Origin of the sequence: Paenibacillus yonginensis (genome assembly GCF_001685395.1) — a bacterium.
GTDB lineage: Bacteria > Bacillota > Bacilli > Paenibacillales > Paenibacillaceae > Fontibacillus > Fontibacillus yonginensis.
Genome location: NZ_CP014167.1, coordinates 2,955,157 through 2,973,920, shown reverse-complemented (window position 1 = coordinate 2,973,920; position 18,764 = coordinate 2,955,157). Strand labels below are relative to the sequence as shown.

The window sequence follows — 18,764 nt, the reverse complement described above, 5'->3', positions numbered from 1 at the left end:
GCGGATGGCAGAGCAGGTCATTTATTTGGACGGCAAGTATGTAACCAAAGATCAGGCGGTTGTTTCCGTTTATGATCATGGCTTTTTGTATGGCGACGGTATTTTTGAAGGTATCCGTATTTATAACGGCAACATCTTTAAATGTAAAGAGCATTTGCAGCGCTTGTACGATTCCGCTAAATCAATCATGCTCGAAATTCCGCTAAGCTTTGAGGAAATGCAGGATGCGCTGATCGAAACACTGCGGCGCAATGAGCTGAGGAACGGCTATATCCGTTTGGTCGTATCGCGCGGCCCCGGCAACCTCGGCCTTGATCCAAACCGCTGTAAGAAGGCATCGGTAATCATCATTGCCGAGCAGCTGGCGATCTATTCGGAGGAGGCTTACCGGACCGGGCTCAAAACGGTCTCTGTCTCCACCCGCCGCAATATTCCGGATGCCTTGAATCCGAAGATTAAGTCCCTTAATTATTTGAACAACATTTTGGTCAAAATCCAGTCCAACCTGTCCGGCGCCGGCGAGGCGATTATGATGAACGCACAAGGCTATGTGACGGAGGGCTCGGGGGATAATATTTTTATCGTCAAAAATGGAGTGATCCTCACGCCTCCTTGTTATCTTGGCGCATTAGACGGCATCACCCGTCAGGCGATTATCGAAATCTGCCGGAGGAAGGGCTACAGCCTCAAAGAAGAGCCCTTCACCATGCACGATGTATACGTGGCGGACGAAGTATTCCTGACCGGTACTGCGGCGGAGGTTATTGCGGTCCGGGAAGTGGATGGGCGCATCATCGGCGAAGGTCATGCCGGTCCGATTACGCTTAAGCTGCTTGAAGAATTCCGCTCGATTGTGGATCAGGACGGCGTTAAAGCTTGGGGATAAAAGAAGATTAAAACCTTTCAGGAACCCGGATCAGGGGGAGTGGAAGGTTTTTTTTTCAGTTTTAGGATAACAAATTCCGGGCTGGTGCATAGGATGTATCAATGGAAAACGGGCTAATATCACGGCCCCAAGAAAGATTAGGAGGTTTTTGCCACGTGAAGATACACATGGTCAAAGAGGGCGACACTTTATACGAACTTTCGAAGAAGTATAACGTTCCTCTGCAAACATTGATAGACGCGAATCCGCAAATCACCAACCCTGACGTGTTAATGATCGGAGACAAAGTCAAAATTCCTTCTTCTGCTGTAGCTGTTGACCAGGAAGACGGCGTTATTTACAAACATGTTGTGAAGCAGGGAGATACGCTCTGGAAGCTGTCCAAGGCATGGGGAGTATCCCTTCAGGCGATGATCGATGCCAATCCGCAGCTCAAGAATCCGAACGCTCTGCTTGTTGGCGAGGTGGTAAATATCCCATCGGGCGGAAGTAATACGGGAGCAGGGAGTGGGACTGAAAACGCCCCCGTACCTAATACAAACAGCGGCAAAAAAAATACGGCGCCAAAGAAACCGACTGCACCGGTAGTCCCTGCGCCAGAACCAGCGCCTGTCGCTCCGGAGGCTGAGAAACCTGCTCCAATGCCTGAGCAGCCGGCTGTGCCGATTCCTATCATGCCAGAGAAACCGAAACCGGAATATCACTATGAAATTGAGTATTCGGAAATCGTGGTGCAGCAGCCCACACATTTCGAATATGCCCCAGTTGTACCCGAGAATGTCAATGATCATCCTGTTAAAGAAAAACCTTGTGGCTGTTCGGAAGTGAAACCCAACGAAAATGTCTACATGCCTAACGAACCGGTTGTGCCGAATGTGGCATCCTATTATGATTTTCCTAATGTGAACATTCCTAATTCGCCGCCTGTTCATCACGAACCAACCCAGCTGGCTCCAGCCCAGACAGGGCCTTATCCGTTTGCGCCAAACCTGAATGCTCCGATCCACTATATGCCTAATACAGCCCCAACCCATTTAGCCCCAGCCAACATCGCTCCTGTGAACATGGCTCCGACGAACATGGCTCCTGTGAACATGGCTCCGACGAACATGGCTCCGACGAACTTAGCTCCAACGAACATGGCCCCAATGAACATCGGTCCAACCAACGTATCTCCTTTCCATTATGCGCCTATGAACGCTGCTCCGAATGTATCCCCGATGGAATTTATGCCGAATACGGCACCGGATAACCTGGGTCCTTCTTATGTCTCGCCTATAGGATACAGTCCTTCAAATACAGGCCCAACCCATTTTACACCAGCCAACGTATCCCCTGAGGCTGAAGCTAAAGTGAATCATATGATGCCGCAAATGGGAGTTGCCGATAATGGCTACCCAGGTATTTCAAGTGATCCTTATGGAAGCAATATGCCTGTTATGCCCGGTAACGTTTCGCCGGAAATGGCAGTCCCAGAAACAAATATGTATGTTCCGCAGCCATGCGGATGCGGTGGATCGTCTGTAGGAGATGTTCATATTCAACCTTATCCTAATGCACTGCCGGAAAATATCGGAGGATGGAATGTTCCTAATCCTGCGATTTATGACGGCACAGGACCTTCCGCTTATCAAGCACCGCATTGGACCGCACCTAATCAAAATAGTTTCCCTTATGGCGATCATATGGCGAACTCTTCCTATATGCCGGGGTTCTATCCACCAAATTTAATGGCGTATGGAATGCCATACGGAGCGATGGTACCTGGTTCGCCGGTTGGCGGAATGGGCAGCCGCGAAAACTTTGAGTCCGGTAACGGCTTTACTGTAAATGAACAAAATGAAACTCAAAGCTCTTTGCGGGAAGCAGACGTAGCTGTAAGCAAAGATGAGAATAAAGTAAAGGTCTCAACAGAACCTGGATCGAAAAGACACAACGGAGGTAAAAAACAAACGCGGGGTCAGGAAAAAGACGCAAAAGCCCGGAACACCTCCAACAAAGCCAAGTCCACAAAAAGAAACCCTTGGCTCGGCAACTGACAGGTCAAATATTACCTTTGACAAACGGAGCTTGTGCTCCGTTTGTTTTTTTGCAAATCTCTTGCATTTTATGCGGATCTATGATAAATTATATTTCCGTTCGATTTCTACTAAGAAATTTAAGAGGTCGAAACAAAAAAATGTCTTGCATTAATTGATAAGTTAATGTTAGGATATTAATCCGGTCAATTTTTTGAATGAATTACGAGCAAACTTTTAAAAAAAAGTTCTTGCAAAGTCGGAACGACCGTGATAAGATATAAGAGTTGCTGCTGAGAACGAAAGCGGCGACGGAATGACAAGTTTGATCTTTGAAAACTGAACAACGAGTGAGAAATAAATGAGATATTTTGGGACGGATTTGAAATCCATGTCGATTTGAAATTCGCTCCAATCTCGTCAGATTCAAAATGAGCTAAACAAACACTTTGAATGGAAAACCTACCGCCTTCGGGTGGCAGGGACCTTCCATCTTTATTGGAGAGTTTGATCCTGGCTCAGGACGAACGCTGGCGGCGTGCCTAATACATGCAAGTCGAGCGGAGTGGATCGGGAGCTTGCTCCTGATCCGCTTAGCGGCGGACGGGTGAGTAACACGTAGGCAACCTGCCTGCAAGACTGGGATAACTACCGGAAACGGTAGCTAATACCGGATACGCAAGAGAGTCGCATGACTTTCTTGGGAAAGACGGAGCAATCTGTCACTTGTGGATGGGCCTGCGGCGCATTAGCTAGTTGGTGAGGTAACGGCTCACCAAGGCGACGATGCGTAGCCGACCTGAGAGGGTGAACGGCCACACTGGGACTGAGACACGGCCCAGACTCCTACGGGAGGCAGCAGTAGGGAATCTTCCGCAATGGACGAAAGTCTGACGGAGCAACGCCGCGTGAGTGATGAAGGTTTTCGGATCGTAAAGCTCTGTTGCCAGGGAAGAACGTCGGGTAGAGTAACTGCTATCCGAGTGACGGTACCTGAGAAGAAAGCCCCGGCTAACTACGTGCCAGCAGCCGCGGTAATACGTAGGGGGCAAGCGTTGTCCGGAATTATTGGGCGTAAAGCGCGCGCAGGCGGTCATTTAAGTCTGGTGTATAATCCCGGGGCTCAACTCCGGGTCGCACTGGAAACTGGGTGACTTGAGTGCAGAAGAGGAAAGTGGAATTCCACGTGTAGCGGTGAAATGCGTAGAGATGTGGAGGAACACCAGTGGCGAAGGCGACTTTCTGGGCTGTAACTGACGCTGAGGCGCGAAAGCGTGGGGAGCAAACAGGATTAGATACCCTGGTAGTCCACGCCGTAAACGATGAATGCTAGGTGTTAGGGGTTTCGATACCCTTGGTGCCGAAGTTAACACATTAAGCATTCCGCCTGGGGAGTACGGTCGCAAGACTGAAACTCAAAGGAATTGACGGGGACCCGCACAAGCAGTGGAGTATGTGGTTTAATTCGAAGCAACGCGAAGAACCTTACCAGGTCTTGACATCCCCCTGACCGGTCTAGAGATAGGCCTTTCCTTCGGGACAGGGGAGACAGGTGGTGCATGGTTGTCGTCAGCTCGTGTCGTGAGATGTTGGGTTAAGTCCCGCAACGAGCGCAACCCTTGACTTTAGTTGCCAGCAGGTAAGGCTGGGCACTCTAGAGTGACTGCCGGTGACAAACCGGAGGAAGGTGGGGATGACGTCAAATCATCATGCCCCTTATGACCTGGGCTACACACGTACTACAATGGCCGGTACAACGGGAAGCGAAGGAGCGATCTGGAGCGAATCTTTAGAAGCCGGTCTCAGTTCGGATTGCAGGCTGCAACTCGCCTGCATGAAGTCGGAATTGCTAGTAATCGCGGATCAGCATGCCGCGGTGAATACGTTCCCGGGTCTTGTACACACCGCCCGTCACACCACGAGAGTTTACAACACCCGAAGTCGGTGGGGTAACCCTTAGGGGAGCCAGCCGCCGAAGGTGGGGTAGACGATTGGGGTGAAGTCGTAACAAGGTAGCCGTATCGGAAGGTGCGGCTGGATCACCTCCTTTCTATGGAGTACCTCGCTTCCGCAGCGAAGCGGTACAAATACCGCGAAGAAGGATGCTCTCGAAGTATCTTTGCTTCGCAAAGCTTTCACTTCTCACTCGTTGGTCAGTTTTGAGAGCTCAAACTCTCAAAAACCGCAGTTTTCCGAAACTGCCTTGATCCTTGAAAACTGGATAACGAAACAACAAATGCGAATTAGAACATTCTTTTTTAGCTGAAACTTGTGATCTTAGAGAACAAGTGAAGTGCTAACTGTAGAGCGAGGCATTTTGGAGGCAATCGATCCTTTGTGAGTCGGTTTCAACCTTGATTCATTTCAAATAAGAAACCGGGGAACAACAGAGCGTGTTGACCCAAAATCCGAGCGATTTGGTTAAGCTACTAAGAGCACACGGAGGATGCCTAGGCGCTAGGAGCCGAAGAAGGACGTGGCGAACAACGATAAGGCCTCGGGGAGCTGTAAGCAAGCTTTGATCCGGGGATGTCCGAATGGGGAAACCCGGCTGGTGTAATAGCCAGTCACTCATTACTGAATACATAGGTAATGAAGAGGCAGACCAGGGGAACTGAAACATCTAAGTACCCTGAGGAAGAGAAAACAAGTAGTGATTCCGTCAGTAGCGGCGAGCGAACGCGGAAGAGCCTAAACCAAGAGGCTTGCCTCTTGGGGTTGTGGGACGTCTCACATGGAGTTACAAAGGAATAGGGTAGGCGAAGAGGTCTGGAAAGGCCCGCTAGAAGAGGTAAAAGCCCTGTAACCGAAAGTCTATTCCCTCCGAGACGGATCCCGAGTAGTGCGGGGCACGTGAAACCCCGTATGAATCTGCCAGGACCATCTGGTAAGGCTAAATACTCCCTAGTGACCGATAGCGAAGCAGTACCGTGAGGGAAAGGTGAAAAGCACCCCGGAAGGGGAGTGAAAGAGAACCTGAAACCGTGTGCTTACAAGAAGTCAGAGCCCTATGCTGCGAACTTGTTCGTCAGCAGGGTGATGGCGTGCCTTTTGTAGAATGAACCGGCGAGTTACGTTCCCGTGCAAGGTTAAGGTGAGAAGCCGTAGCCGCAGCGAAAGCGAGTCTGAATAGGGCGATTATAGTACGTGGGCGTAGACCCGAAACCGTGTGATCTACCCCTGTCCAGGGTGAAGGTGCGGTAACACGCACTGGAGGCCCGAACCCACGAACGTTGAAAAGTTCGGGGATGAGGTGGGGGTAGCGGAGAAATTCCAATCGAACTCGGAGATAGCTGGTTCTCCCCGAAATAGCTTTAGGGCTAGCCTCGGTGGTACAGTCGTGGAGGTAGAGCACTGATTGGGTGCGGGGCCCGCAAGGGTTACCAAGCTCAGTCAAACTCCGAATGCCATAGACTGATTAACCGGGAGTCAGACAGTGAGTGCTAAGATCCATTGTCAAAAGGGAAACAGCCCAGACCATCAGCTAAGGTCCCCAAGTGTGTGTTAAGTGGGAAAGGATGTGGAGTTGCCCAGACAACCAGGATGTTGGCTTAGAAGCAGCCACCATTTAAAGAGTGCGTAATAGCTCACTGGTCGAGTGACTCTGCGCCGAAAATGTAACGGGGCTAAACACACCACCGAAGCTATGGCTTGATGCTTTGCATCAGGGGTAGGGGAGCGTTGTATGTAGGTTGAAGGTGTACCGTAAGGAGCGCTGGACAGCATACAAGTGAGAATGCCGGTATGAGTAACGAAAAGATCAGTGAGAATCTGATCCGCCGAAAGCCTAAGGGTTCCTGAGGAAGGTTCGTCCGCTCAGGGTAAGTCGGGACCTAAGGCGAGGCCGACAGGCGTAGTCGAAGGACAACAGGTGGAAATTCCTGTACCACCGTAAACCGTTATGAGCGATGGGGTGACGCAGCAGGGTAGTGACGCGGACTGATGGATGTCCGTCCAAGCAGTGAGAGGGTAGCATAGGCAAATCCGTGCTACATAACCTTGGGCTGTGATGGGGAGCGAAAATTGCAGTAGCGAAGGTCATGATCTCACACTGCCAAGAAAAGCCTCTAGCCAGGTGAAGGTGCCCGTACCGTAAACCGACACAGGTAGGCGAGAAGAGAATTCTAAGGCGCGCGGAAGAACTCTCGTTAAGGAACTCGGCAAAATGACCCCGTAACTTCGGGAGAAGGGGTGCCTCGGTAGGGTGAATAGCCCGAGGGGGCCGCAGTGAAAAGGCCCAAGCGACTGTTTAGCAAAAACACAGGTCTGTGCGAAGCCGCAAGGCGAAGTATACGGGCTGACGCCTGCCCGGTGCTGGAAGGTTAAGGGGAGTGGTTAGGAGGTAACTCCGAAGCTATGAACTGAAGCCCCAGTAAACGGCGGCCGTAACTATAACGGTCCTAAGGTAGCGAAATTCCTTGTCAGGTAAATTCTGACCCGCACGAATGGCGTAACGACTTGGGCGCTGTCTCAACGAGAGATCCGGTGAAATTTTAATACCTGTGAAGATGCAGGTTACCCGCGACAAGACGGAAAGACCCCATGGAGCTTTACTGCAGCTTGATATTGGACTTTGATACGATTTGTACAGGATAGGTGGGAGCCTAGGAAGAGGGAGCGCAAGCTTCCTTGGAGGCGCCGTTGGGATACCACCCTGATCGTATCGGAGTTCTAACCTGGTACCGTGAACCGGTATGGGGACAGTGTCAGGTGGGCAGTTTGACTGGGGCGGTCGCCTCCTAAAGAGTAACGGAGGCGCCCCAAGGTTCCCTCAGAATGGTTGGAAATCATTCGAAGAGTGCAAAGGCAAAAGGGAGCTTGACTGCGAGACTGACAAGTCGAGCAGGGACGAAAGTCGGGCTTAGTGATCCGGTGGTACCGCATGGAAGGGCCATCGCTCAACGGATAAAAGCTACCCTGGGGATAACAGGCTTATCTCCCCCAAGAGTCCACATCGACGGGGAGGTTTGGCACCTCGATGTCGGCTCATCGCATCCTGGGGCTGAAGTAGGTCCCAAGGGTTGGGCTGTTCGCCCATTAAAGCGGTACGCGAGCTGGGTTCAGAACGTCGTGAGACAGTTCGGTCCCTATCTGTCGTGGGCGTAGGAAATTTGAGAGGAGCTGTCCTTAGTACGAGAGGACCGGGATGGACGCACCGCTGGTGCACCAGTTGTTCCGCCAGGAGCACAGCTGGGTAGCTAAGTGCGGAAGGGATAAGCGCTGAAAGCATCTAAGCGTGAAGCCCCCCTCAAGATGAGATTTCCCAGTATGTAAGACCCCTTGAAGACGACGAGGTAGATAGGCTGGAGGTGGAAGTGCAGCAATGCATGGAGCTGACCAGTACTAATCGGTCGAGGGCTTATCCAAAATGGACCCACCAAAGTGAAGATTGGCTTCGCAGCTGATTCCAAATCCTTTGCGGGGGCCCCGAGAACAACTAATTCGCAATTGATTGTTTCGTATCCAGTTTTCAGGTGATCAAACATCTGAACCGATTTTAAGCTGCATGTCCTTTCTAGGGTCTGATCTTTTGCTGAAGCGAAAGACGCGGAAGTGAAGCAGCGCAAAAATCATGTTTGGTGGCGATGGCGGAGGGGTTCCACACGTACCCATCCCGAACACGACCGTTAAGCCCTCCAGCGCCGATGGTACTTGGACCGCAGGGTCCTGGGAGAGTAGGACGCCGCCAAGCGAAATTTAATATTTATTGTTCCCTGATAGCTCAGTTGGTAGAGCACTCGACTGTTAATCGAGTTGTCACAGGTTCGAGTCCTGTTCGGGGAGCCATTATGGAGAGGTGTCCGAGTTGGCCGAAGGAGCACGATTGGAAATCGTGTAGGCGTCACAAGCGTCTCGAGGGTTCGAATCCCTCTCTCTCCGCCAGTTAGGATTTTAGTAAGGCCCGTTGGTCAAGGGGTTAAGACACCTCCCTTTCACGGAGGTAACAGGGGTTCGAATCCCCTACGGGTCACCATATTTTTCTCGGAGGCTTAGCTCAGCTGGGAGAGCATCTGCCTTACAAGCAGAGGGTCGGGGGTTCGATCCCCTCAGCCTCCACCACTTCACTCCAAAAAGTGAAGTTCAGTCTTTGGAGCGTAATCCGATTACTTTTCGGAGGCCCCGTACAACAAAACAATCTTTATAACGACGCGGGGTGGAGCAGCCCGGTAGCTCGTCGGGCTCATAACCCGAAGGCCGCAGGTTCAAATCCTGCCCCCGCAATTATTCCCAAGAGGGATCCCATGCAAGACCTTAGGCTGTGGAACCGTGGTGTAGAGGCCTAACATGCCTGCCTGTCACGCAGGAGATCGCGGGTTCGAATCCCGTCGGTTCCGCCATTTTATTTCATTGTACGAGCCATTAGCTCAGTTGGTAGAGCACCTGACTTTTAATCAGGGTGTCGAAGGTTCGAGTCCTTCATGGCTCACTTTTCATCTTTATTTTATGCGGACGTGGCTCAGCGGTAGAGCATCGCCTTGCCAAGGCGAGGGTCGCGGGTTCGATTCCCGTCGTCCGCTCCATTATGCGCCCTTAGCTCAGCTGGATAGAGCGTTTGACTACGAATCAAAAGGTCAGGAGTTCGAATCTCTTAGGGCGCGCCATTTTCTTTATAGTTTTACACCGTGCCGGTGTGGCGGAATTGGCAGACGCGCGCGACTCAAAATCGTGAGGGAAACCGTGGGGGTTCGAGTCCCTTCACCGGCACCATAGTTATCGGGATGTAGCTCAGCTTGGTAGAGCACCTGGTTTGGGACCAGGGGGTCGCATGTTCGAATCGTGTCATCCCGATTCCAGTAAAGCAGTCATTCTTAGGAATGGCTGCTTTTTTGTTTTTTAGGCTTCAGCCTGTTGAGCGCGTGAAACGCGCGAAATATAAAACCACCCGCTATGCGGGTGGAGGGATCTAGGGTTACACCAATAAGACCATCCCGATAAAATTGAGATGTTCAGGCTCAATTCGAAAGGATGGTCTTAAATGGCAAATAAAAACTTTAGTTTAGCGCACACAAAGTGGATGTGTAAGTATCACATTGTGTTCACCCCGAAGTATAGACGTAAAGAGATCTACAATCAAGTGAGACGAGATCTAATTGAAATCATGAAGCGTCTATGTAAATACAAGGGAGTCGAGATATTAGAAGGACATATGATGCCGGATCATGTGCACATGCTGGTGGCGATTCCACCGAAAATATCTGTGTCTTCCTTTATGGGCTATTTAAAAGGGAAAAGCGCACTCATGATCTTTGAGAAGCATGCCAATTTGAAGTATAAGTATGGGAATCGTAAATTCTGGGCGGAAGGCTACTACGTAAGTACAGTGGGGCTAAATGAAGCCACCGTCGCCAAATACATTCGAGAGCAAGAGGCACATGACCAGGCAGTGGATAAGCTGAGTGTAAAAGAGTATGAAGATCCATTCAGCAGCAACAAGAGCAAGAAAAAGTAAAACCAGTTTAACTGGTAAGTGAAAGAGACAAATAACACTGAGCCTGAACGCTTTGTGGTCAGGCTAGCGTCTTTAGGCGCAGTTTGGCAACAAGGGGTTATACCCCTAGTGCAAACCACCCGTTGGACGGGTGGTTCTGATTTTTTTATAATTTGCGGAGATCCGTCATCATCAGGTTATTTGCATAATTGCATCCCTGCAGGGTCAAAATAGGAAAAAATAACACTGGATAGAAGGGATACACCTGTGAGTATTTTCAAATTGAAAAGAAGGATGAGAAACCGCTGGAGAAGGTGGAGAAGAGCCCTATGGACGTTTATGGTTGTAGGATTGCTAGTTGGTCTTGCGAGCCTGGGCATGCCTCTCTCCGAGCAGTTAAAAGAACTGCTGAGCGATGACGGACCGGTGGCTGCGGAAACGCTGGCCGGCATCCAGGAGTGGACGGAAGACCACGCCGAAGAGGGATCCCATGAAGATTTCAAAACTGAGTTGACCCGTTCCCAGCGGGCTCGTATTGTGCATACAGGTACGGTGTACGTTTGCGGCTCTGAACATAAAATCATCGGAATTATGAAGCCGGACGAAATTATCGGATTAATGAAAGCTCATCCCGCCTGGCAGGGCAGGATTGATCATAAAGGAGAAGTCTGGCTGGAGGAGCATGTCGCCGAGCTGTCGGCTACCTGTAAAGAGAAAGGCTACATCGGGCTTGATGCCCATGGAACCTTAAGTTTGTTTGAAGGCAAGCCGGAGAAGGAGAAGGTGATGCGGACGTTTTTCCAAATTGATATCAAGTCTATGGAATCCGCTCTCCCCAAAGAAATTGTGAATCAGCTTCATAACGGAATCCGAGTACAGGATCTGGAGGAATACAACAGTGTAATTTCGACTTTCAGCGATTATGCGCTGGACTCCGAGGCCGGGGGCAGCATGCATTAAATCAAAGCCGAGATTGGCGGTAACGAATTGGGACGTTCACAGGAACGTCTCTTTTTTAGTGTGCCACGCATGGCGATTAACTAGGTGGTGAAAGTCCACTGTGGGGGTTTGTAGTTACCAACCACTAGCCAAGAGCAAGGGTGTCCACCGCGAGGTGGAATCCAAAGGAAGCTGGAGGCAAACTTCCGGCCCAAGGAACACGAACATCATCAGGCATAGGATACGGGATGAGTCTGCTAAACAAGACGAAGTCCAATTAACTACACGGACGTACCAATGTAAATGATGTGGGTATATGGAAGGAAAGTGAATCGTCTTACCGTGGGAGGTCTCATGGACGTGAGGAGATGCACTTCGAATCACGGTTGAAACAAGATTTATCATGAGAAGTCAGCAGACGCCATAGTACCGCGAACAGTCGACGGTTCGAGGGAAGGGCTGAACCTTAGGAGGTGAAGTCAATGAAAGTTACCGAAACAGGAGCCAAGGGCAGCCAACTTCTAACGGAAGACTCTTTGCAAAAGAATAGTGCGGAACACGAAGGATATGCGGGAGTGCACAGTCCTGCGAGGATAACCGAAACCGACGACACCAACGCAACCGAGTCGAAGGACCGGTTGCTTGAGAAAATCGTTAGCAGGGACAACTTGAACGAAGCATTCAAGAGAGTCAAAGCGAACAAGGGATCGCACGGAATCGACGGGATGGGAGTAGATGAACTTCTACAATATCTCAGAGACAACGGCGAGACCATCAAGCAACTGATCTTGGGCGGCAAGTACCGCCCGAATCCCGTTCGAAGGGTAGAGATTCCCAAAGAGAACGGAAAGAAGAGAAACCTTGGCATTCCAACAGTGGTTGACCGAGTCATCCAGCAGGCAATCGCCCAAGTGCTTACGCCAATTTATGAGAGGCAGTTTTCAGACAACAGCTACGGATTCCGACCCAAACGGAGCGCACACCACGCGATGAAACGAAGCCAACAATACGTGCAAGAGGGATATCGTTACGTGGTGGATATGGACTTGGAGAAATACTTTGACACCGTCAACCAAAGCAAGCTTATCGAGGTGCTTTCAAGAACGATCAAAGACGGACGAGTGATCTCGCTCATCCATAAGTATCTCCGGGCGGGAGTCGTCGTGAAGCATAAGTTTGAGGACACGGAAATCGGCGTACCGCAGGGAGGGAACCTAAGTCCGATTCTCAGCAATATCATGCTGAATGAATTGGACAAGGAACTGGAAGCAAGAGGACATCGATTCGTGCGATACGCAGACGATATGCTCATATTCTGCCGGAGCAGGAGGAGTGCGGAGCGTACCCTGACGAAAATTCTCCCTTACATCGAGAAGAAGTTGTTTCTCAAGGTAAACCGGGAGAAAACGATTGTGGACGATGCGACAAAAGTTAAATTTCTTGGCTTCTCATTCTACCAGAGCAAAGGGGAAACGCGGGTCAGAATCCATCCCAAATCCGTATCCAAGATGAAAGCTAAAGTGAAAGAGCTAACGTCGAGAAGCAACGGAATGGGCAACACCGACCGGGCGCTGAAGCTTAGGCGTTACATCATGGGATGGGTAAATTATTTCAAGCTTGCTGACATGAAACAACTACTCCAAACCACTGATAAATGGATGAGAAGGCGTATCCGAATGGTCTTCTGGAAGCAATGGAAACGAGTGAGGACGAAACTCGAAAGGCTTATATCGCTCGGAATTCATGAACAGAAGGCGTGGGAATACGCAAACACAAGAAAGGGCTATTGGAGAATCTCCAATAGCCCAATCCTCTCGAAGTCCCTCGGTAACAATAGGCTGAAGAACCTCGGATTCCTTTTCTTTTCTGATTATTATCGACAAGTTACTGCGCATTCCTAATGGAACCGCCGTATACCGAACGGTACGTACGGTGGTGTGGGAGGTCGGCTGCCCAATTAATGGGTAGCCTCCTACCCGATTTTTATAGGTCTATTTCTCTAAATTCGGTCCGAACCGGATCTAAACCTGCCCTTGATTGCATAAAGTTTGCTATAATAGATTGAATACATATGTTCGCCTCATGTTGGAGACGGACATGGGTTTGGGAGAGATGAATTTGCGTATTTTAGGGATTGACCCGGGGATTGCGATCGTAGGATTCGGGTTTGTGGATAAAGAGGGCAGCAAGGTTGTGCCCGTGCAGTACGGATGTATTCAAACTGAAGCACACACGCCCGAAGAAGAGCGGCTGCTTCATGTTTATGAAGGAATGACTCAATTGATCGACAAATATAAGCCGGATGCGGTGGCTTTGGAGAAGCTGTTCTTCAACCGAAACGTGACAACGGCCATGACGGTCAGCCAAGCGAGAGGCGTTATGGTGCTTGCTGCCGTTCAAAAAGGGCTGCCGATTGCCGAATATACGCCTATGCAGATCAAACAGGCGATCGTGGGATACGGCAAAGCGGAGAAGAAACAGGTTCAGGAAATGACCCGCATGTTCCTTAAGCTGCAGAAAGTGCCCAAGCCGGACGATGTGGCGGATGCGCTGGCGGTTGCGATTTGCCACGCTCATTCTTATACTTTAAATTCCAGGATAAATGAGGTTTTGCGTAAATGATCGATTTTCTTAGAGGGCGTGTCGTCCATTTTGAAACGGAATATGTGGTGCTTGACGTGCATGGGGTCGGATATCAGGTGTTCTGTCCGAATCCGTATTATTTTGCTAAAAGTAAAGACAAAGAAGAAGTTACGATTTATACCCACCATCATGTGCGTGAAGACGCGATTCTGCTGTTCGGGTTTGCTACGCGGGAAGAGCAGAAGCTGTTCCGCAAGCTGATCGAGGTATCGGGCATAGGACCAAGGGTAGCGCTTGGCATATTGGCCGGGGGAACGCCGGATAGTGTAGTAGCTGCGATTTATCAGGAGAATATAACGTTCTTGACGAAACTGCCCGGAATTGGCAAAAAGACGGCCCAGCGGATTATTCTGGATCTGAAGGACAAGCTGGACGGGATCAGTACGGGCGGCATAGTGATTCACTCCGAGCTGGAAGTGGACTTGTTTAACCCGGATCAATCAACCTGGCAGGAAGCCAAAGAGGCGCTCAAATCGCTGGGCTACACGGATGCCGAGCTGGATAAGGCATGGCAAAATATGAAGGACAGCGTAACGCCGGACGAAACGGTGGATGCCGTGATGAAGAAGGCGCTCAAGCTGCTGTATGTCGGATAAAGCAAGGAACAGGAAGGAGGCGGTGCAAACATGGAGGACCGGATCATTTCAGCCAATCTGATGATGGAAGATCAGGCGGTGGAACTCAGTCTGAGACCTCGTTATTTATCCGAATATATCGGACAAGGTCAAATTAAAGAGAACTTGAAGATTTATATCGAAGCGGCCAAAATGCGCAAGGAGGCGCTGGATCATGTGCTGCTGTATGGCCCTCCGGGGCTGGGAAAAACAACCCTCGCCAACATCATTGCCAACGAGCTTGGCGTTAATCTGCGGACCACCTCGGGTCCGGCTATCGAACGTCCGGGCGATCTGGCGGCACTGCTGACGAATCTGCAGGAAGGCGACGTTCTGTTTATCGATGAAATTCATCGTCTTCACAGAACGGTGGAGGAAGTGCTTTACCCGGCGATGGAGGATTTTGCACTGGATATTATGATCGGCAAAGGGCCAAGCGCCAGATCGGTGCGGCTGGACCTGCCTCCTTTTACATTGATAGGGGCAACAACGCGGGCCGGACTTCTGTCTGCGCCGCTGCGCGACCGGTTTGGGGTGGTCAGCCGTCTGGAGTTTTATTCGGTAGAGGAATTAAGTTATATCGTCTCCCGGGGAGCGGATATTCTGAGCATTGAGATTGTCGGGGATGCGGCGGAAGAAATTGCTCTTCGTTCACGCGGAACGCCGCGGATTGCCAATCGGCTGTTGAAAAGAGTCCGCGACTTCGCGCAAGTGCGCGGCGACGGGATCATAACGGAGGATGCCGCTGTAGAGGCCCTACGCATGCTCCAGGTCGATCCAAGGGGATTGGATCAGATTGATCATAAAATGCTGCGGGCGATGATTACAAGCTTTAGGGGCGGCCCTGTCGGCCTGGATACGATCGCGGCGACAATCGGTGAAGAAAGTCAGACGATTGAAGACGTTTATGAGCCGTATCTGCTCCAGATCGGATTCCTTCAGCGGACGCCGAGAGGACGTGTCGCAACGCCGGCGGCTTACCAACATTTGGGGCTGCCGGTTCCTGACCCCATGTGAAAGTGAACAACTTATAACAAACTTTATAAAGTAGGCAATACGGAAAGTGAGGTTCGTATGAAATTTAACAGCAGGTTAACCGGTTTAATGAAGTGGAGCAGAGGGCTCGGAGCCGGATTACTTTTGTTTGGAGCTTTATGCGTGCCGGTTTCGGCCGATGATTCGATGAGTCCGGTGCAGGATAATCGGATCAGGGTTGCTATGTTTCTGGATCTCGGGAGCACTTATAAGTCTACTACTCCTTATGTAACCCTGTTGCCTGCAACAGAACTCGGCGCAGGGCCGGGAACAGCAGACGGCTATAAGAACTGGATTCAGTCTGCTGCTGGCAAACAGGTAAAATTCAGCGTGAACGGTTTTCGGATTAAAGCGCTGCAGACATCCGATTTCAGTACGGCTGCTGCGGCAGCCAAAAAACTTCAAGCTACGAATAACAAACCTTTTTTGTTCTCTGAAGATGCCGGAGGGAAGACGGTTTATCAGCTGTATACTGGTTTGTACGCCACTGCCGATGAAGCCAACAAAGCTTTGAGCGCTGTTTCCGGCACGCTTGGTAGTTTGCTGGGTTCGCAAAAACCTGAAGTGCGGGGCAAACTTTATCTTTCGGCCGGGAATTTTAATTCCGCTTACGATGCCCAGTCCTTGCGTGATCAAATTCATGCCCAGGGCATCGATGCATGGGAGGTTCTGGTGCCAGATGCGGGGGATAAGCCTAGTTATTCTGTCTGGATCGGCGAGGCTGCAACCGATGCCCAGCTGGCGGCGGCCAAAGCAGCCGTCTCCGCCAAGCTGCCAAATCTGCAGCTGTCTCCGGTAGAGGCGGCCTCACCGGCTTTGATTATTCAAAGCGACGTGACATCTGACTTGAGTACGCCGGTGAATACCCCTTTTTATATGCTGACGGGCACCGGAGCCAAGTTATGGGTGGATGCCGGACCAAGCGGCGTTACACAGATCAAAGAAAGATCCAGCCGCAAATACCGCGGCGGATTCGAAATCAGTATGGTGAACGGACAGCTGGCGCTCGTAAATGAGCTTCCTATGGAGCAATATTTGTATTCCGTGGTAGGCGGGGAGGTCTCCGCTTCCTGGCCGCTGGAGTCGCTTAAAGCACAGGCTGTGGCAGCCCGGAGTTATGCCATGTTTCAATCTCCAACCAAATTTAATGTTGCGGGGGTAGTCGATACCACACTCAGCCAGGTTTATTCCGGCGTGGGCGCCGAAGCGGACAGCATCATTCAGGCGGTAGACAGTACGGCAGGTGAGGTGCTGAAAAGCGGCGGGAAAGTCATAGAAGGACTTTTCTCCTCCAATAGCGGAGGAATGACTGCTGATTCTTCCGAAGTCTGGGGGAATCCGGCCCCGGTATATGCTGCTGTTCCAAGTACAGAAGACCAGGTGGCCTCCGCCAGCTTGAAGAAATGGTACCATGTCCTGCTCAGCAGCGGCAAAACCGGTTACGTGCGTGAAGACAATACCAAGCTGACCGGCGCCTCAACTGCTGCGGGACTTAAGTATTTGACGGTAACGGCCAGCAGTACAAATGTGCGTCCGCTGCCATTGATCCAATCGGGAGTAGATCCGGTTGCGCAAATGAATCCCGGCGATGAGGCTGTAGTGCTTGAACAGGTGGACGAATCCGGCTCTTATGCCTGGATCCGTGGACCTTTCAGCTCCAGTCAGCTTGTAGCCAGCATGAAAGGCAAGGTTTCCAGCACCATCCCTTCCTCCATTACTTCGCTCCAGGTGACGAAGCGGGGGCCATCGGGACGTGCGGTAGAGGTCAAGGCGAACGGTCAAGTGCTGAAGGTCAAATATCCGGATTTGTTCCGTTCTACCTTCGGCAGTCTGCCAAGCACATTGTTTGATATTGTGGAGACAGGAAGGTATACTGTACAGGGTGCAGGCGGACAGACCGCAAGCGCGACCGCAGCCTCCGGGACAACCGTCCTGTCGGCCTCCGGCAAGAGCAGCTTGTCCGGTGGTGGACTGGTTGTCATGAGTGGAGACGGACAAGCCCGTGCAGTGGATCAGACGAATAGCTTCCTCTTTATCGGCCAGGGCAACGGCCACGGACTTGGCATGTCCCAGTGGGGAGCCAAAGGAATGGCGGATGCCGGGTATGATTACCAGAGCATTTTGCAACACTATTATCAAAATGTAACGATTACGAAGGACTGATTGTAAATGGATGTAGAATTATATGACTTTGAACTGCCGGAGCATCTGATTGCGCAGACTCCGCTGCTTGATCGTACAGCTTCACGGCTGCTTACCTTAAATAAAGAAACGGGCCATATCGAGCACCATCAATTCTCGCATATCCTGGAAGAGTTGAAACCGGGCGATACTTTGGTGCTTAACGATACGAGAGTGCTGCCGGCGCGGCTGTTTGGCACTAAAGAAGATACAGGGGCGAAAGCCGAAGTGCTGCTGCTCAAAAACTTATCGGGAGACAAGTGGGAAACGCTCGTCAAACCCGGGAAGAAACTCAAGAAAGGTTCGGTCATCGTCTTCGGTGATGAACTTAAAGCCGTAGTGGAAGAAGAAGGCGAAATGGGCGGTCGGGTGCTCAATTTTCAATACAGCGGCATCTTTAACGAAATTTTGGATCGGCTCGGTCAAATGCCGCTGCCCCCTTACATTAAGGAGAAGCTGGAGGATAAGGAGCGTTATCAGACCGTTTATGCCCGGCATGAAGGTTCTGCGGCTGCCCCCACGGCGGGGCTGCATTTCACGCAGGAGCTGCTGGATCAGATTAAGGCCAAGGGAGTTACGATTGCTTTTGTAACGCTTCATGTAGGCCTGGGAACTTTCCGTCCGATGTCGGTTGATCGTGTGGAAGATCATGTGATGCACGAAGAATATTATATTTTGCCGCAGGAAACGGCCGATATTCTGAATGAGACGAAAGCGCGGGGCGGCCGGGTGGTAGCGGTAGGAACAACCTCGGCACGTACACTGGAGACGGTGGCTGGCAAATGTGAAGACGGGAAAATTGTCAAATCCAGCGGCTGGACCGGCATTTTCATCTATCCGGGCTACCAGTTCCGTTTGGTGGACTGCCTGATTACCAACTTCCATCTGCCGAAGTCGACGCTGGTGATGCTGGTCAGCGCGCTCGCTGGACGAGAACGGATTCTCAAGGCATACCAGGAAGCTATTGAACGGGAATACCGCTTCTTCAGCTTTGGAGATGCCATGTTGATTTATTAATA

The 18,764-nt window shown here is 50.9% G+C and carries 10 protein-coding genes, 11 tRNA genes and 3 rRNA genes; all 24 read left to right on the top strand.

Going from position 1 to position 18,764, the window contains the following annotated elements; genetic code table 11:
* Window positions 1-4: 4 nt before the first annotated feature.
* The gene (gene ilvE / locus AWM70_RS13485; RefSeq protein WP_068697185.1) at window positions 5-886 is read left to right on the top strand and encodes a branched-chain-amino-acid transaminase; all 882 of its coding nucleotides are present in this window, start codon (window positions 5-7) and stop codon (window positions 884-886) included.
* Window positions 887-987: 101 nt separating this feature from the next.
* Window positions 988-2,925, top strand: a complete 1,938-nt coding sequence (locus AWM70_RS24400) for a LysM peptidoglycan-binding domain-containing protein (protein WP_083180305.1) — start codon at window positions 988-990, stop codon at window positions 2,923-2,925.
* A 474-nt stretch (window positions 2,926-3,399) separates the two neighbouring features.
* Window positions 3,400-4,954 (top strand): 16S ribosomal RNA (locus tag AWM70_RS13475).
* Between the two features lie 369 nt (window positions 4,955-5,323).
* Window positions 5,324-8,271, top strand: a 23S ribosomal RNA gene (locus tag AWM70_RS13470).
* A 208-nt stretch (window positions 8,272-8,479) separates the two neighbouring features.
* Window positions 8,480-8,596: ribosomal RNA gene (gene rrf, locus AWM70_RS13465) — 5S ribosomal RNA — on the top strand.
* Together the 16S, 23S and 5S rRNA genes with 11 tRNA genes alongside form the textbook arrangement of a ribosomal RNA operon.
* A 19-nt stretch (window positions 8,597-8,615) precedes the next feature.
* A tRNA-Asn gene (locus AWM70_RS13460) sits at window positions 8,616-8,691 on the top strand.
* A gap of 4 nt (window positions 8,692-8,695) precedes the next feature.
* A tRNA-Ser gene (locus AWM70_RS13455) sits at window positions 8,696-8,787 on the top strand.
* A 16-nt stretch (window positions 8,788-8,803) separates the two neighbouring features.
* A tRNA-Glu gene (locus AWM70_RS13450) sits at window positions 8,804-8,878 on the top strand.
* A 10-nt stretch (window positions 8,879-8,888) separates the two neighbouring features.
* A tRNA-Val gene (locus tag AWM70_RS13445) sits at window positions 8,889-8,964 on the top strand.
* A gap of 88 nt (window positions 8,965-9,052) precedes the next feature.
* A tRNA-Met gene (locus AWM70_RS13440) sits at window positions 9,053-9,126 on the top strand.
* A 39-nt stretch (window positions 9,127-9,165) separates the two neighbouring features.
* Window positions 9,166-9,242: transfer RNA gene (locus tag AWM70_RS13435), tRNA-Asp, on the top strand.
* Between the two features lie 16 nt (window positions 9,243-9,258).
* A tRNA-Lys gene (locus tag AWM70_RS13430) sits at window positions 9,259-9,331 on the top strand.
* A gap of 19 nt (window positions 9,332-9,350) precedes the next feature.
* Window positions 9,351-9,425, top strand: a tRNA-Gly gene (locus AWM70_RS13425).
* Between the two features lie 4 nt (window positions 9,426-9,429).
* Window positions 9,430-9,506 (top strand) — tRNA-Arg (locus AWM70_RS13420).
* A gap of 23 nt (window positions 9,507-9,529) precedes the next feature.
* A tRNA-Leu gene (locus tag AWM70_RS13415) sits at window positions 9,530-9,612 on the top strand.
* 7 nt (window positions 9,613-9,619) lie between these two features.
* Window positions 9,620-9,693, top strand: a tRNA-Pro gene (locus AWM70_RS13410).
* A 187-nt stretch (window positions 9,694-9,880) separates the two neighbouring features.
* Entirely contained in the window at window positions 9,881-10,354 is a 474-nt protein-coding gene (gene tnpA, locus AWM70_RS13405; RefSeq protein ID WP_068693347.1) for an IS200/IS605 family transposase, read from the top strand.
* Between the two features lie 273 nt (window positions 10,355-10,627).
* Window positions 10,628-11,293: a BofC C-terminal domain-containing protein gene (locus tag AWM70_RS13400; RefSeq protein ID WP_237167712.1), complete on the top strand. Its 666-nt coding sequence runs from the start codon at window positions 10,628-10,630 to the stop codon at window positions 11,291-11,293.
* Window positions 11,294-11,754: 461 nt separating this feature from the next.
* Entirely contained in the window at window positions 11,755-13,173 is a 1,419-nt protein-coding gene (gene ltrA / locus AWM70_RS13395; protein WP_068693838.1) for a group II intron reverse transcriptase/maturase, read from the top strand.
* Between the two features lie 217 nt (window positions 13,174-13,390).
* Entirely contained in the window at window positions 13,391-13,894 is a 504-nt protein-coding gene (ruvC, locus tag AWM70_RS13390; RefSeq protein ID WP_068700666.1) for a crossover junction endodeoxyribonuclease RuvC, read from the top strand.
* A complete protein-coding gene (ruvA, locus tag AWM70_RS13385) occupies window positions 13,891-14,511 on the top strand; it encodes a Holliday junction branch migration protein RuvA (RefSeq protein ID WP_068697179.1) in 621 nt (206 codons plus the stop codon). Before ruvC ends, ruvA begins: the two co-directional genes overlap by 4 nt.
* A 30-nt stretch (window positions 14,512-14,541) precedes the next feature.
* Window positions 14,542-15,546 carry a Holliday junction branch migration DNA helicase RuvB gene (ruvB, locus tag AWM70_RS13380; protein ID WP_068697176.1) on the top strand — a complete coding sequence of 335 codons (1,005 nt, stop codon included), beginning with the start codon at window positions 14,542-14,544 and terminating at the stop codon, window positions 15,544-15,546.
* A gap of 87 nt (window positions 15,547-15,633) precedes the next feature.
* Window positions 15,634-17,727, top strand: coding sequence for a SpoIID/LytB domain-containing protein (locus tag AWM70_RS13375; RefSeq protein WP_099093091.1), 2,094 nt, complete (start codon window positions 15,634-15,636; stop codon window positions 17,725-17,727).
* A 6-nt stretch (window positions 17,728-17,733) separates the two neighbouring features.
* The gene (queA, locus tag AWM70_RS13370) at window positions 17,734-18,762 is read left to right on the top strand and encodes a tRNA preQ1(34) S-adenosylmethionine ribosyltransferase-isomerase QueA (protein WP_068697167.1); all 1,029 of its coding nucleotides are present in this window, start codon (window positions 17,734-17,736) and stop codon (window positions 18,760-18,762) included.
* Window positions 18,763-18,764 lie beyond the last annotated feature (2 nt).

Coding starts and splice junctions, on each gene's coding strand:
- ilvE (WP_068697185.1), top strand. CDS start 5: ATGGCAGAGCAGGTCATTTATTTGGACGGCAAGTATGTAACCAAAGAT.
- AWM70_RS24400 (WP_083180305.1), top strand. CDS start 988: ATGGAAAACGGGCTAATATCACGGCCCCAAGAAAGATTAGGAGGTTTT.
- tnpA (WP_068693347.1), top strand. CDS start 9,881: ATGGCAAATAAAAACTTTAGTTTAGCGCACACAAAGTGGATGTGTAAG.
- AWM70_RS13400 (WP_237167712.1), top strand. CDS start 10,628: ATGAGAAACCGCTGGAGAAGGTGGAGAAGAGCCCTATGGACGTTTATG.
- ltrA (WP_068693838.1), top strand. CDS start 11,755: ATGAAAGTTACCGAAACAGGAGCCAAGGGCAGCCAACTTCTAACGGAA.
- ruvA (WP_068697179.1), top strand. CDS start 13,891: ATGATCGATTTTCTTAGAGGGCGTGTCGTCCATTTTGAAACGGAATAT.
- ruvB (WP_068697176.1), top strand. CDS start 14,542: ATGGAGGACCGGATCATTTCAGCCAATCTGATGATGGAAGATCAGGCG.
- AWM70_RS13375 (WP_099093091.1), top strand. CDS start 15,634: ATGAAGTGGAGCAGAGGGCTCGGAGCCGGATTACTTTTGTTTGGAGCT.
- queA (WP_068697167.1), top strand. CDS start 17,734: ATGGATGTAGAATTATATGACTTTGAACTGCCGGAGCATCTGATTGCG.